The following is a 13,792-nucleotide window of genomic DNA, read 5'->3' on the forward strand; positions in this document are numbered from 1 at the left end:
GATGCCTGCAGAACCGGGAGTCCTGGCCACCGGCTGCCCGGGCGGGTCCATGGCAAATCGGGTGAAGCTCCGGCACCCGCCGGCATTCCCGGACAGTGGGGCGGGATGGGAAGAACTTTAAACTCATCGAGGCGGAAGGAATACTGCTAAGACGCTGAAAACGAAAAGGGGGAAGAGACAAGTCTCTTCCCCCTTTGGCGTTTGAGCCGCCTGGGCGGCTAAAGCTTCGTCCTTACTGTACAGTCAGACCTTGGGGCGCGGACAGCTGCGCAGTAGTAGTAGTAGAGGCGGTTCCGTATTCAAAGGCCCCGAGATCGGGCCTGGTGCCGTTGAAGGGAAGCGTTACGATGTCACCGCTTTTCCAGGAAACCGGCGCGGTCACGGTAATGGTCTTGGTCGAGTTGTTGACGCTTGCAACTGTTGCCTTGGTAGTGCCTACCATGATCGTGTCGCCAGCAGCATATCCGAAGCCGTCGCAGAACCACCCCGAGTCATCGACTACGAAGGAAGTACCCGACCCGGATGCGGAGGTGACGGTAGCAAGAAACGCTCCAGAGTCAATAGCCGGCGAGCCGGTCATCGGCTTGAAGGTCGAATCAAGCATCGGGTCCGTTTGAAGGTTGCTCGACCAGTGGCTCGGGTCCTTCTGCTGGATGCTGGAAACGGAGTAGCTTCCGCCCTGTACAGACAGGATGTTGGTCACACCGGACTTGTAGAAGAGGTTATTCTGGAAGTAGTTGTCCGAGATCCCTCCGTCATTGGAGATGACGAGCTGCATATTGTTACTAGTGCCGTTGTTGTAGGAGATGTTGTTCTTGTACTTGTTGTACTTTACCTGGCAGACGGTAGGCTCGTAGTTTCCAAGGATGATCGGGTTGCGATAGATGTTGGTAATGAGGTTGTTGTACACGTGGTTCGACAGTATCTGGTTAGCCGGAGCGCTGCCGTACTGGTATGCAATGGACTGTGCGCCGTACCCGTCTGCCGTGGTGTTGTCCCTGAGGACGTTCTTGCGGATGATGTTGTTCTGGCACAGGTGCTGAAGGGTGTTAGCGGCACCGGCGTCATAGGAGGTCGATTTGCCGCCGCTTATCTCGTTGCCTTCGATCAGGTTGGAGTTGGCGTTTGAGGCGAGCCCCAGCATGGCGCCCTCGGGGTTCGTGATCTTGTTGTTCCTCACGATGTTGAAGCTGGTGACGTAGGTGGGATAGGTAGCGGTCGAACCCTCCATGAACATGGAGTAATGGGTCGCGATTCCTATCGTGTTGTTTTCGATGAGGTTGTAGCTGACATTGCGCGACATGGTCAGGGCGTCGCCCTGGGAGGCGAGGTTTCTACGCTCCATGGTGCACCCGGTTACGCTGTTGTGATGCGAGCTCATGCGCATCCAAAGAGCGGCATACGCTGTCGTGTTAGAGCTTCCCGCAATGATGTCGCAGTTGGAGACCGCGATATGGTGGGAATTGTTGATGTCGACAGGAACGCCGGAGCCGTTGTTAAGGAACACGAGGTTCTGGAACTTGATGTACGATTTGTTGGTGACTGAAGCACCTGCGAGGATCGGCTTGCTGCCGGTTCCGTAGGATGCGTAGGTAACGGAACTTGTGCTCGTGCCGGAGGCCGGGGTCAGAGTGGATCCCCACGATCCGCCGCACTTGAAGTAGACGGTATCACCGCCCTGCAGCGACAAACTGTTCACCTTCGAAACCGAAGAGAATGGTGCAGCCTGTGAGCCGGCGTTGCTGTCATTGCCGCTCACTGAATCGACATAGTAGGTTGCCGCCCAACTCGCGGAGGCCATTGTTATCACTGTACATACCGCAAAGGTAGCAGTCCGGATGATACTTTTGAGCCTGTGTATTTCCATTATGTTCTCCATGTTGTTCTAAAAGTTCTTGTTCAGATTGGCGCCAGCTTATAAATCCGGCGTCAGTCGATCTTGGGTAGTGCCGTTACCGGCACCTTACGCTGCCCCCTCTGGTCGAGGGGGCTTTCTTGTTAAAAGGGATCTCTTTCTATTCACCGTAGGACGCGTGGCGGGGGCCGCTACGGTGCTACTGAGAAGTTCATCACTTTGTGGCTGCCGAGGCCGGAGTAGACGCCCAGGTTCTTCAGGGCCGGTACGGTTGCCTGTGACGACCTGAACGGGTAGCCTGTTGCCAGGCGGACTTCGCTTCCTCCCGGCGCGGTCGCATAGACGTCGTAGATGTGACTGGGGACGTTGACCACCAGGCGAAGGTGGTAGCTTTGGCCTGCCTGGTATGGGACTGCGACGTCCGCGGTGTAAGAGCCGGACTTCATGGCGGTGATGTTGCCGTTGGGGTCGAATCTGATGATGGCGGCCCCGTCGGTGAAGGCCGATGCCGTGACGCCGGTCAGCATGGTCACGGTGTCGATGTTATTCGCCGCCGGGATCATGTCGAAATAAGCGGTGAAGACGCCGGTTTGCGAGGGGAAGGCCAGATTCTGCCAGGTCGTCGAGCCGGTGATGGTCTTAGAAGGGGTTACCGAGAAATTGGATACTTTCTGGCTGCCGATGCCGCCATAGACGCCGAGGTTGCTGAGCGCTGACACCGTTGCCTGGCTCGACCTGAACGCGTAGCCTGCAGCCAGGCGTACTTCATTGCCACCTGCCGGGGTTACGTAGACGTCGTACGTATGAGAGGAAACGTTTACCACCATCCGTATGTGGTAGCTTTTGCCGGCAACGTATGGTACTGCGATGGCACCGGAGTAGGCACTGTAGTTCATGGCGGTGATATTACCGTTGGGATCGAACCTCACGATCGCCGCTCCGTCGGTAAAGGTCTTTGCCGCGACGCCGGAGAGCATGGTTACCGTGTCGATGTTGTTGGCCGAGGCGACCATGTCGAAGTTGGCGGTGAAGACCCCGCTCTGCGACGCGAAGGACTGGTTCTGCCAGGTGGTGGAACCGGTGATCACGCTGGAAGTGGAAGTGGGAGGAGTCGAAGTCGCGGTGCTTGCGAAAGTGGCGGAGATGGTATGGTTGGCGGTGACGTTGCTGAAGGTGTAGCTGGAGACGGTGCCTGCCGATACGCCGTCAACGGTGACTGCCGATATCTGGTACCCAGAAAGTGGAGTTATGGCAAACGTCTGGCTGGTGCCGGAATTGACCGTCGTTGTTCCTGCTGGTGAGATGCTCCCGCCGGAACCCGCAGTCGCGGTAATGGTGAAGCTATTGACGGCGAAGGTGGCGCTGATGGTGTGGCTGGCGGTCACGTTGCTGAAGGTGTAGGAGGAAACCGCACCGACCGATGCTCCGTCGACCGTGACGTTCGCAGTGCTGTAACCTGCGGCAGCCGCGATGCTGAAGGTCTGGGAGGCCCCGGCGCCGACGGTGACGTTGGTTATGCTGGTTGTCCCGTTCGTTGCCACGTTTGCATTCGTGTTGTTGACTGCGGTGATGGTCCCGCCGCTCGTGGCCGTTGCCGTTATCTGGTAGGTTGCGACCGGGAAGGTCTTGCTGACCACGGGGGAATAGGCGCTCTCGAGTCCTGAGGTGTTATAGGCCGTTACGGCAAAGTAATAGGTGCTGCCGTCGGTGAGGTTGGTGGCGCTATAGCTCGTGATGTTGCCGACATCGATATGCTGCTGATAGCTGCCGGGGGCGCTGCCGATATGGACCTTGTAGCCCGCCAGGTTGGTAGCAGGCGTGCCATCCGTATTGGTGGTCGGCGCGGCCCACGACATACTCGCCTGCGCTGCCTGAGCCGCTGGCTCCCCGATAAAGACGGTAGCTGCAGCGAGAATCAGTAATGACAGCGCGAACATTGCGATACGCGAACTTATTGCTGCTCTCTTCAATGTACACTCTCCTTTCATAACCCGAATTACTCCTTTTCAATTCTTCCCCGGCAATGGCCTTGATATTACGGTTGGCTTCTCCGCCTTCCGTGGCGCTCTTGCCGGCGACTCCTGCTCTCCGGTATCATCAATTGATCCGGATCCCTTTCCCGGCATTCCTGACGCCTTCTGTTATGGTCAGAACGCAAAAAAGCCGGGGCCATTAATATCTTTTGATATTTCGGCGACCCGGCTGTCTGCGTGAGACCCTGTAGGCTTTCCGTCACTCCCTCGCGGAAGTTTTAGTATTGTCGTGTATCGATTCCGTTTTTTAATTTTGGTAGACGATAGCATGCCCGGTTTTAAAAGAGCTGTGACGCCGGTCACCAAATGAAGGGTATGAGCAGGGTCTTGGCCGCAGGCCTATCGCGCTGTTTTTGTGGTGGTTTTTATGTTTATTCTATAATGAGAGCGCTCGCTGTGGCTGAATATCTCCGAGACTGTCGGTAAGAAAAAGCAATCGCCCCTCGATGTGCAGGCATTCGATTAGTGCAGGGGGGCCGAATGTAATCCGCGAAGGTCGGCACTGGCGTCGCCGGGGGCTGACATCATCTTGATAAGTATTGACACAGGCGGTGCGCCGGTGTATGAAAAGTTACTTTTTTCTGAATCTACGTTACCGGAAGGACAGAGAGACTATGATCAAGATCGATTTCGAGAAGATGGGTGGACTCATCCCCGCCGTAATCCAGGACAATGAGAGCGGCGAAGTCCTGATGGTTGCCTTCATGGACGAGAAGACCCTGAACCTGACGCTGGAGACGGGAAAAACCTGGTTCTTCAGCCGTACCCGCAACAAGTACTGGATGAAGGGTGAGGAGTCCGGGAATACTCAGGAAGTTGTCGAGGTACTGACGGATTGCGATGCCGACACCGTGGTCATCAAGGTGAAACAGAACGGCCCCGCCGCCTGCCACACCGGGAACCGCAGTTGCTTCTACGTCAGGTACGAGAACGGCACCTGGGTCGAGCATTCCAACCCTCTCTTCGATCCTGCCCAAGTATATAAGAAGTGAATGAAGGCCTTTTCAAAGAGGGGCGGGATGTGACATCTCGCCCCTTCTTAATGCCTGCGCTTCAAACCAATAAATAATTCACGAGGTAGCAATGGAAAACGTATTGAAACTCGGTATTCCCAAGGGCAGCCTGGAAAACGCCACCGTCGACCTGTTCAAGAAGGCCGGGTGGCAGATATCGATCTCGTCCCGTAGCTATTTCCCGGGAATCGACGACGACGAGATAAAGTGCTCGCTGATCCGCCCGCAGGAGATGGGGAAGTACGTGGAGCGAGGCACCATCGATGTCGGCATCGCCGGCCGCGACTGGGTCCGTGAGAACGATTCTGACGTGGTCGAAGTCTGCGACATGGTCTACTCCAAGGTTTCCCGCCGCCCCGCCCGCTGGGTGCTGGTGGTTAACGGCGATTCGAAGGTACAGGGTCCGGAGGATCTCCACGGCGCCACCATCTCCACCGAGCTGGTCGGCTTCACCAAGCGCTACTTTGCCGAGCGCAACATCCCCGTCAACGTGGAGTTTTCCTGGGGGGCTACCGAGGCGAAAGTCGTCGAGGGGCTTTGCGACGCCATCGTCGAAGTGACCGAGACGGGCTCGACCATCAAGGCCAATGGACTTAGGATCGTCTGCGAGCTGATGGAGTCGGTCCCGGTCATGGTGGCCAACAAGGCGGCGTGGGAAGATCCGTGGAAGCGGGAGAAGATCCAGCAGGTCGCGACCCTGCTCCAGTCGGCCCTGCGCGCCGAAGGGATGGTCGGTCTCAAGATGAACGCCCCCGGCGAGAAGGTGCCGGCCATCACCAAGATCCTCCCCAGCCTCAACAACCCGACCGTTTCCAATCTCTACAACTCCGACTGGGTCTCCATCGAGAGCATCATGCCGGAGAAGGAGGTGCGCAGGATCATCCCCGAGCTGATGAAGCTGGGCGCCGAGGGAATCGTGGAGTACTCGCTGAACAAGATCATCTGACATCTCGCGGCTTCGGGCCCGAGATGGATGGTAAAAACGAAGGCCGCCCCGCAATGGGGCGGCCTTGTTGTCATTGAAGTGGTGAGGGGCAAGGAATCAAAAGCAAATCCCCCCTGTCCCCCCTTTGTCAAAGGGGGGGACCTAGCCGGCCTCGTAGGCTAAAGGGAGCCGGATCGGGGAGTAGTGGTTCCGGGAGAACCGCCCACCTGGCAAGTTCCTGTACCAGCTTTTCGACCAGCGGCTCGAGTTGGGCCTCCACTGTCTCCGACAGTTCCATCGCCACCTTGATCGATTCCGGCTGCACTCCCCACAGCACCGTCTCTTCGGGCGCCGGCCCCAGCAGCGATGCCACGGCCAGGAGATCCTTCAGCCCGACCTGGTGAGGGGAGAGCTTCCCCTCCACCCTGAGGGTAAGATCCTCTCCGGCATACCTTACCAGAGTTCCGGGAGGCGCCCCCGTATCGATGGCATCGACCACCAGCAGACGCTGCGCCTCCTGGACCTGCGGGAGAAGGCCGAGCCCGAGGGTCCCGCCATCCAGCACGGTCACCCTCTCGGGAAAGCGATAGCGCGCCGAGAGCAGGTCGACCGCCCTCACGCCAATGCCGTCGTCGGCCATAAGGATGTTCCCGACGCCCACGACCAGTATCTTCTCCTCCTCGACTCCTGCCATTCGAACCTCCTGACCGGTCTCTCTCACATGGTCCCGTCACGCCCCTGCGGATCCTTGCCCACCCCTCTCTTGATGGAGGAGACTGGAGCTCCCCCTTGTCAAAGGGAGGCCGGGGGGATTTGTCTTTATCTCCTGGCACACCTTCGTGGCACTTCCCCCGCCCCCTGCCCCCTTCCCTCCAGGGGAGGGGGAGAAGGTGTTCGGATTTGCCAACATTACCTCGCTTTTTCTGGCTACAAAAAACGAGAGCCTCGCGGTGCGGGGCTCTCTTGGTAAGTGGCTGCAGATGTTATCCGATCAGGACATGATTTCGCAGTCATCCTCCCGCCAGCTGTCGAGGCTGCCGTCGGGGAGTTCCACCTGTACGGTATCTCCTTCGATGGTGCAGCTGTAGCTGAGCCCGACCTCGCCGGTGTTGCGGTTTTTCACCTTGATCCTCTCGTCCCTCTGTTGCGTCCTGTCGCATATCTCGGAATATGGCTGCTTCATGGTCGCCCTCCTGCGTTCCTTTGTTGCTTTAATGATATCAGGGGGCGTCATGCTATGCAACCGGCCCCGGAGCGGACCGTCACTTCCGCATCAGAGGACGCCGGCGACCTCTGAGGAAACGGTGCCTTTGAACTGCTCGAAGTTGATCTGGAACATCTCCACCAGTTTTCTGGCGGTGGCGTCATAGGCTCCCTTGTCCGCCCAGGCGTTTCTGGGGCTAAGGAGATCGCTGGGGACTCCCGGACATGAGGTCGGGATGTCGAGACGGAAGACGGGATCCTTGACGAACTCGCCTCTTCCCAGGCTTCCATCGAGGGCCGCATTGACCATGGCCCTTGAGTAGGCGATCTTCATCCTGCTCCCGACCCCCGGTCCGCCGCCGCTCCACCCTGTGTTTACCAGCCAGCAGGTGGCCTTGTGGTTGGAGAGCTTCTGTCCCAGGCGTTCGGCGTAGACTGCCGGGCGCAGCGCCATGAAAGGAGCGCCGAAGCAGGGGGAGAAGGTGACCTGCGGCTCAGTGATGCCGGCCTCGGTCCCGGCGACCTTCGCGGTGTACCCCGACAGGAAGTGGTACATGGCCTGCTCCGGTGTCAGCCGGGCTATGGGCGGCAGCACCCCGAACGCGTCGCAGGTGAGCATGATGATGCTGGTAGGATGGCCTCCGCAGCCGGAACGGATGATCCCCGGGATGTGGGTGATCGGGTAGGAGGCTCGGGTGTTCTCGGTGAAGGAGGCGTCGTTCAGGTCGATCCTGCGGGAGATGGTGTCGATCGCCACGTTTTCCAGGATGGTGCCGAACTTCCTGGTGCACTGGAAGATCTCGGGCTCGGACTCCCGCGAGAGGTTGATCACCTTGGCGTAGCACCCCCCCTCGAAGTTGAAGACCCCGCTCTCGTCCCAGCCGTGCTCGTCATCTCCGATCAAGAGCCGGTTAGGCGCCGCCGATAGGGTAGTCTTACCGGTCCCCGAGAGGCCGAAGAAGATGGCCACGTCGCCGTCCTCCCCCGCGTTGGCCGAGCAGTGCATGGACATGACGCCCTTGCGCGGCAAAAGGTAGTTCAGGACCGTGAAGATGGACTTCTTGATCTCGCCTGCGTAGCTGGTCCCGCCGATGATCACCAGCCTGCGGCCGAAGTTGATGATCACGAAGGCCTCGGAGTTGGTGCCGTCGATCTTCGGCTGGGCGTGGAACATCGGGAGGTCGATGACGGTAAACTCGGTCTTGTGGTTCAACAGTTCCTCGGGGGTGGCTCGCAGGAACATGTTGCGGGCGAAGAGGGAATGCCAGGCCTTCTCGGTGATGATCCGCACGGGGATCCGGTGTTTGACGCTTGCCCCTGCGAAGGCGTCCTGCACGAAGAGGTCGCGCCCCTGCATGTAGACGGTCATCTTCTTGTACAGGGCATCGAACTGCGCCGGGTCGAAGGGGCGGTTGATTTTGCCCCAGTTGATCTCCGCGCTGCTGGAGGGCTCGTCCACTATGAACTTGTCGTTGGCCGCCCTGCCGGTGTAGTGCCCGGTCCTTACCGTGAGGGCGCCGAGGTGGCTGACCAGCCCCTCGCCCCTCCTGACCACCTGCTCGTACAGGACGGCGGTGGGCGAGGTCCAGTAGATGAGGTTCGCGTTGGTGATGCCATGTTCTTCGAGCCCGTTGCCTCTGGTTATGTCATTGAGTCTCACTGTCGCCTCTCCTCTTTGCCGGTTGAGGTCTCGGTGCCGATCCCGTGTCGCCGAGATTTCTACGGGGCCACCGCCAGCTAAAAAGATAGCAGCAGGAAAGGGGAATTCAACGGTTGCTACCCCGCAAATGCGTGCTTCGACAGGCTCAGCACGAACGGACCGCATAACCCCCACGATGTCACATCCGACTAAAGGCGCAAAAAAGGCCCCGGTCTTTCGACCGGGGCCTTTTGCTGCATACAATGCGTGATTGCCGTTACTCTTCGGCTTCGTCCTCTGACAGTGCGAGTCCCCAGTGCTCGGGGGAGCGCCACAGGCCGGAGAGGATGAGTTCCCTGATGTGCTCGAACTCTTTCGGGAGACGGTCGTACATCTTGATGAAGAGTTCCTCGTGGGAGAGGACCTCCTCCTTCCAAAGCTCCCTGTCGATTTCCATCAGTGCCTGGAAGTTCTCGCGGGTGATGTCGAGGCCGGTCAGGTCGAGGTCCTCGTAGCGCGGCATCCAGCCCAGCGGGCTCTCGACGGCAGCCCCGCAGCCGTTGGCGCGATCGACGATCCACTTCAGCACCCTCATGTTGTCGCCGAAGCCCGGCCAGAGGAACTTGCCGTCGGCGTCCTTGCGGAACCAGTTGACGCTGAAGATCTGCGGCGGGTTGGGGTTGCTGCGGCCGACCTGCAGCCAGTGGTTGAAGTAGTCGGCGACATGGTAGCCGCAGAAGGGAAGCATGGCGAACGGGTCGCGGCGCACGTTGCCGATGGCGCCGACGGCAGCTGCGGTGGTCTCGGAGCCCATGGTCGCGGCGAGGTAGACGCCGAAGCTCCAGTTGACAGCCTGGTAGGCCAGCGGGACAACGCTGTTGCGGCGGCCGCCGAATATGAAGGCCTTGATGGGCACCCCTTTCGGGTCTTCCCAGGCCGGGTCGATCGAGGGGCACTGGCTGGCCGGAGAGGTGAAGCGGGAGTTGGGGTGCGCGGCGGGCCTGCCGCAGCCCGGGGTCCACTCCTTGCCCTGCCAGTCGGTCAGCTTCTCGGGGGTGGTATCCATCCCCTCCCACCAGACGTCGCCGTCCGGGGTCAGCGCCACGTTGGTGAAGATCGTGTTCTTGGCGCAGGAGAGCATGGCGTTGGGGTTGGATTTCATCGAGGTGCCGGGTGCCACGCCGAAGAAGCCTGCTTCCGGGTTGATGGCGTAGAGCTGGCCGTCGGAGGCGGGCTTGATCCAGGCGATGTCGTCTCCCACGGTCGATACCTTCCAGCCGGCATCCTTGAAGGCCTTGGGCGGAACCAGCATGGCGAGGTTGGTCTTGCCGCAGGCGCTCGGGAAGGCCGCCCCGACGTAGGTCTTCTCGCCCTGGGGGGACTCGAGGCCCAGGATCAGCATGTGCTCAGCCAGCCACCCCTCGTCCTTGGCGATCTTGGAGGCGATGCGCAGCGCCAGGCACTTCTTGCCGAGCAGGGCGTTGCCGCCGTAGCCGGAGCCGAAGGACCAGATGGAGCGCTCCTCCGGGAAGTGCACGATGTACTTCTCCTTGTTGCACGGCCAGGTCACGTCCTTCTGGCCCGGCTGCAGCGGAGCGCCCACGGAGTGCAGGCAGGGGACGAAGTCGCCGTCGCCCAGCACGTCGAGGACCTTCTTGCCCATGCGGGTCATGATCTTCATGTTGACGGCGACGTACGGGGAGTCGGAGATCTCGACGCCGATCTTGGCGATGTTGGAGCCGAGCGGCCCCATACTGAAGGGGATGACGTACATGGTGCGCCCCTTCATGCAGCCGGTGAAGAGTTCGGTCAGGCGCTTCTTCATCTCCTTGGGCGCCATCCAGTTGTTGGTCGGCCCCGCGTCCTGCTTGGAGACGCTGCAGATGAAGGTGCGGTCCTCGACACGGGCCACGTCGCTTGGGTCAGACCAGGCGAGATAGCTGTTCGGGCGCTTCTCCGGGTTCAGTTTACGGAAGGTGCCGGCCTTGACCAGCTCATTGCACATCCTGTCGTATTCTTCTTCCGATCCGTCGCACCAGTAGATGTTGTCGGGCTGGCACATAGCGGCCACTTCATTCACCCAGTTCTGCAACTGCTTGTTCTTTACCTCGTAACTCATGTCCACTCCCTCCTTGTGTTGTTAGGATTTCATTGCATTCCTAAAAAACCCAAAAAACGACTGCTGCGTATATATAGTAAGCGTTTGAGGAAACAACCGTTAGCCTCGCGCGGTTGAACCGGCTCTGCGTATCTCTCCGGAAGTCGAAGAAGCCTACCCCTTACGAATACCTGTCCGTCTTTGCATTCACGACAACTGTTACACGGGGGGAAGCGAAATGGATGCCCGTCGGATGAAATGAATGACATTTCCCGGCTGCTGGATATTCGTTTAGGCTGATACTTGCTGCAGGGGGATCTTATGAAACGGTACGCGGGATGTTGTTGAACTTTTCGTGTGGGGAGATAGGAGTTGAGCCCCTCGCCGTGATCGACGATTCGCTCTTTGACTGACCGGTGCCGTCAGGGGGGACCTGATCGCAGTCTCTGCCATGTTTCTTGAGACTTATGCAGCCGGTGATGTCATTGAGCATTGAGTATCTTCCTTTACCCACGATTTTAATTATGACAAAGTAACACAACGAGCTTCAAAATCAAGTCTAAATTATCCCGTAAGGCCTTATTTGACACACTCTCCGTGTCTGTTAGACTTTTGCCGGACCTGCCCCGGATTACGGGGCTTCCGCTGATCCGCCGGCCAGGAACGGAGCCGGCGGCACCAAAGCCAGGAGGGTGATCATGGAGCCATATGTCTGCACCGTTTGCCAGTACGTTTATGACCCCTACGTAGGCGATCCCGACAACGGTGTCCCGGCCGGAACGCCCTTCGCCGACCTGCCGGAAGAGTGGGTCTGCCCGGTCTGCGGAGCCGGCAAGGAAGTCTTCGAAAAGGAGTAGCCAAGGCGCAAAAAAGGGGGGATAGCTCCCCCCTTCTCTCCGCAATTCCTCTCTATAGATCCTTCAGGATCTCCTCCATCTCGGCGGTAATTTCCTTCAGGTCTTCAAGCCTCATGTCGCCCATGTGGGCCACGCGGAAGGTCTTCCCTTTCAGCTTCCCGTAGCCGTCATCGAAGGCGAAGCCGCGTTCGCCCAGGCGCTTCTTCAGCTGTGCCAGGTCTACGGCACGGTCGTTGGTGGCGCAGGTGAGGGTCAGCGAGCGGTACGGCTCGGCCGGGAAGAGGCCGAAGCCCTGCCCCGTTACCCAGCCGCGCACGAACTGCGCCAGCTCGAGGTGCCGCTGCCACCTCTTCTCCAGCCCTTCGGCGAAGATCCGGTCGAGCTGGCGGTCCATGGCGAAGATCTGCGAAATGCACGGCGTGGAAGGGGTGTTGTCCTTCTCGTCGGCCGCCAGGAACTCCAGGAAGTCGAAGTAGTAGCCGCGCCCCGGGATCCCCTTGGCACGCTCCAGCGCCCGCTCGCTGGCGGTGAAGATGGCGAGCCCCGGCGGCAGCCCGAAGGCCTTCTGGACGCCGAAGATGCAGCAGTCGATCCCCAGCTCGTCCACCGGGATCTTGAGGGCGCTCATGGAAGAAACGGTATCGATGATGGAGACCACGTCGGGGTACTTCTTCAGCACCTGGGCGATCTCCGGCAGGGGCGACATCACACCGGTGGAGGTCTCGTTGTGGATCAGGGTGATGGCGTCGTACTTGCCGGTGGCCAGCGCGGAATCGACCAGCTCCGGGGTGATCGGCTCGCCCCAGTTCACCTTGAAGGCGTCGGCCTCTTTGCCGCAGGCGAGGGTCACGTTATGCCACTTGTCGGAGAAGGCCCCGTTGCAGAAGTTGGCGCAGCGCTTGCCGACCAGGTTGCGGATGGCCCCCTCCATGGCGCCGAAGGCGCTGGAGGTGGAGAGGAAGACGCGGCTTTCGGTGAACATCAGCCTCTTCAGCTTGTCGGTCACGCCTTTGTGCAGGCGTGCGTATTCCGGCATGCGATGGCCGATCATCGGGGTCGCCATGGCCTCGAGTATTTCGGGAGCGACCTCGATCGGTCCCGGGATAAAGAGCTTTTTGTGCATTGTTTGAAGGCTCCGTGATCTCAGATTTGTGGGGGCAGCCTGGCGGCAGGAGGACCCAAAACCTATCAGATGCCGCAGTCGATGTCAATTCCCCCGTGGCCGCGCCTCCCCTTTCTCCTCAAGCTTTTCCTGCACCAGCCGATGAGGCAACGATCCCCTTCAACTCTTGGTCCCGAAGGGAAGGCCGGGGGGGCGTCAGCCGCGATGATGCCGGACGACGGGAGAGGGGGCCGCGCGCTGCCCGACAGGAGCCTTGATGCACACACTCGGTAGGAGATTCCAAGCCAGCCAGATCACCATCGCCTTTGGGGAGGCGGGCGCGATCAGACCTTCCTTCCTGAAGCCGGCAGAGATGCTCCGGAGCCTGATCCCACCTGGAAGGACATCAACTGAACCAAGACGCTAACCCTTTTCCCGGGCGAGCCGATATGGGATGGGCGGGAATTACACCGGGAGATGGAAGGTTGGCAACACCATCATGAGAGGTCGGTATGAGAGGGGATTTTACCGTGGAGGAGCTGGAAACCTTGCCGGTCTTTGACCGGGGCGCGCTGCTGGCGCGGCTGGGGGGAGATGAACTGGTGGGGCGTTTCGTCACCCTCTTTGCGGAATCATCTTCAGGGTACCTTTCGGCATTGAGGGAAGCCCTCAATGCCGGCGATGCACCGCAGGTGCGGAGCAACGCTCACGCCATCAAGGGGGCGGCCGCCAACATCTCGGCCCTAAGGCTTCACCGCCTGGCCGCTACGATGGAACAACATGGGAGCGCAGGTGAACTGGCGGGGGCTGCGGAACTGTTTCCCAGGCTGGAAGAAGGTCTCTCGGACTTCAGGAAGGTGAGCGCTCCTTTATGACCTCACTCCCTCTGGTCATGGCGGTACCTGTAGGCCAACCTGGCGAGCGCGGCCAGGGCCATGATCAGGGTCGGCTTCAGCGGGTCGATTCCGAGGAGCAGGCTGGCGGCAAAGGCGAGGCTCCCTGCCGCGACCACGGCTGCCATGCGGGCGACCACCATCTTCATGCAGGTTGCTGAACTCTCTTCCATC

At 59.7% G+C, this 13,792-nt stretch carries 12 protein-coding genes and 1 riboswitch; of the genes, 4 read left to right on the forward strand and 8 right to left on the reverse strand.

The features are described 5' to 3' along the window. Positions 1-232: 232 nt before the first annotated feature. The gene (locus AC11W3_RS19730; RefSeq protein ID WP_484090732.1) at positions 233-1,867 is read right to left on the reverse strand and encodes a right-handed parallel beta-helix repeat-containing protein; all 1,635 of its coding nucleotides are present in this window, start codon (positions 1,865-1,867) and stop codon (positions 233-235) included. 179 nt (positions 1,868-2,046) lie between these two features. After that, a complete protein-coding gene (locus AC11W3_RS19735; RefSeq protein ID WP_484090731.1) occupies positions 2,047-3,825 on the reverse strand; it encodes a fibronectin type III domain-containing protein in 1,779 nt (592 codons plus the stop codon). A gap of 219 nt (positions 3,826-4,044) precedes the next feature. Further along, a riboswitch (cyclic di-GMP riboswitch) is annotated at positions 4,045-4,121 on the reverse strand. Between the two features lie 330 nt (positions 4,122-4,451). Here AC11W3_RS19735 and hisI point away from each other — a divergent pair. Continuing rightward, entirely contained in the window at positions 4,452-4,880 is a 429-nt protein-coding gene (gene hisI / locus AC11W3_RS19740; protein WP_484093606.1) for a phosphoribosyl-AMP cyclohydrolase, read from the forward strand. A 91-nt stretch (positions 4,881-4,971) separates the two neighbouring features. Continuing rightward, positions 4,972-5,847, forward strand: a complete 876-nt coding sequence (hisG, locus tag AC11W3_RS19745) for an ATP phosphoribosyltransferase (protein WP_484090729.1) — start codon at positions 4,972-4,974, stop codon at positions 5,845-5,847. Positions 5,848-5,974: 127 nt separating this feature from the next. On the opposite strand, the gene AC11W3_RS19750 is transcribed toward hisG, so the two are convergent. The 4 genes from AC11W3_RS19750 to AC11W3_RS19765 all read right to left on the reverse strand — a co-directional run bounded on the left by AC11W3_RS19750 (position 5,975) and on the right by AC11W3_RS19765 (position 10,787). After that, the gene (locus AC11W3_RS19750; protein WP_484090728.1) at positions 5,975-6,520 is read right to left on the reverse strand and encodes a HyaD/HybD family hydrogenase maturation endopeptidase; all 546 of its coding nucleotides are present in this window, start codon (positions 6,518-6,520) and stop codon (positions 5,975-5,977) included. Between the two features lie 297 nt (positions 6,521-6,817). Then, the gene (locus AC11W3_RS19755; protein WP_484090727.1) at positions 6,818-7,009 is read right to left on the reverse strand and encodes a hypothetical protein; all 192 of its coding nucleotides are present in this window, start codon (positions 7,007-7,009) and stop codon (positions 6,818-6,820) included. 90 nt (positions 7,010-7,099) lie between these two features. Further along, positions 7,100-8,689 carry a phosphoenolpyruvate carboxykinase (ATP) gene (gene pckA / locus AC11W3_RS19760; RefSeq protein ID WP_484090726.1) on the reverse strand — a complete coding sequence of 530 codons (1,590 nt, stop codon included), beginning with the start codon at positions 8,687-8,689 and terminating at the stop codon, positions 7,100-7,102. 256 nt (positions 8,690-8,945) lie between these two features. Then, positions 8,946-10,787, reverse strand: coding sequence for a phosphoenolpyruvate carboxykinase (GTP) (locus tag AC11W3_RS19765; RefSeq protein WP_484093607.1), 1,842 nt, complete (start codon positions 10,785-10,787; stop codon positions 8,946-8,948). 677 nt (positions 10,788-11,464) lie between these two features. Here AC11W3_RS19765 and rd point away from each other — a divergent pair. After that, positions 11,465-11,623, forward strand: coding sequence for a rubredoxin (gene rd, locus AC11W3_RS19770; RefSeq protein WP_484090133.1), 159 nt, complete (start codon positions 11,465-11,467; stop codon positions 11,621-11,623). A 52-nt stretch (positions 11,624-11,675) separates the two neighbouring features. Here rd and AC11W3_RS19775 read toward each other — a convergent pair whose 3' ends face one another. Continuing rightward, on the reverse strand, positions 11,676-12,746 hold the full coding sequence (locus AC11W3_RS19775) for a pyridoxal-phosphate-dependent aminotransferase family protein (protein WP_484090132.1): 1,071 nt from the start codon (positions 12,744-12,746) through the stop codon (positions 11,676-11,678). A 491-nt stretch (positions 12,747-13,237) separates the two neighbouring features. Between AC11W3_RS19775 and AC11W3_RS19780 the strand changes: the two genes are divergently transcribed. Beyond that, entirely contained in the window at positions 13,238-13,600 is a 363-nt protein-coding gene (locus tag AC11W3_RS19780) for an Hpt domain-containing protein (RefSeq protein WP_484093608.1), read from the forward strand. A gap of 2 nt (positions 13,601-13,602) precedes the next feature. On the opposite strand, the gene AC11W3_RS19785 is transcribed toward AC11W3_RS19780, so the two are convergent. Further along, the gene (locus AC11W3_RS19785; protein ID WP_484090130.1) at positions 13,603-13,791 is read right to left on the reverse strand and encodes a hypothetical protein; all 189 of its coding nucleotides are present in this window, start codon (positions 13,789-13,791) and stop codon (positions 13,603-13,605) included. Position 13,792: the final 1 nt, after the last annotated feature.

The organism is Geomonas sp. (assembly GCF_056994735.1).

What these genes read in the sequence shown, in the direction of transcription:
- AC11W3_RS19765 (WP_484093607.1), bottom strand. Translation starts at nt 10,787, where the DNA reads ATGAGTTACGAGGTAAAGAACAAGCAGTTGCAGAACTGGGTGAATGAA.
- rd (WP_484090133.1), top strand. Translation starts at nt 11,465, where the DNA reads ATGGAGCCATATGTCTGCACCGTTTGCCAGTACGTTTATGACCCCTAC.
- AC11W3_RS19755 (WP_484090727.1), bottom strand. Translation starts at nt 7,009, where the DNA reads ATGAAGCAGCCATATTCCGAGATATGCGACAGGACGCAACAGAGGGAC.
- AC11W3_RS19780 (WP_484093608.1), top strand. Translation starts at nt 13,238, where the DNA reads ATGAGAGGGGATTTTACCGTGGAGGAGCTGGAAACCTTGCCGGTCTTT.
- AC11W3_RS19785 (WP_484090130.1), bottom strand. Translation starts at nt 13,791, where the DNA reads ATGGAAGAGAGTTCAGCAACCTGCATGAAGATGGTGGTCGCCCGCATG.
- AC11W3_RS19775 (WP_484090132.1), bottom strand. Translation starts at nt 12,746, where the DNA reads ATGCACAAAAAGCTCTTTATCCCGGGACCGATCGAGGTCGCTCCCGAA.
- hisG (WP_484090729.1), top strand. Translation starts at nt 4,972, where the DNA reads ATGGAAAACGTATTGAAACTCGGTATTCCCAAGGGCAGCCTGGAAAAC.
- hisI (WP_484093606.1), top strand. Translation starts at nt 4,452, where the DNA reads ATGAAAAGTTACTTTTTTCTGAATCTACGTTACCGGAAGGACAGAGAG.
- AC11W3_RS19750 (WP_484090728.1), bottom strand. Translation starts at nt 6,520, where the DNA reads ATGGCAGGAGTCGAGGAGGAGAAGATACTGGTCGTGGGCGTCGGGAAC.
- AC11W3_RS19730 (WP_484090732.1), bottom strand. Translation starts at nt 1,867, where the DNA reads ATGGAAATACACAGGCTCAAAAGTATCATCCGGACTGCTACCTTTGCG.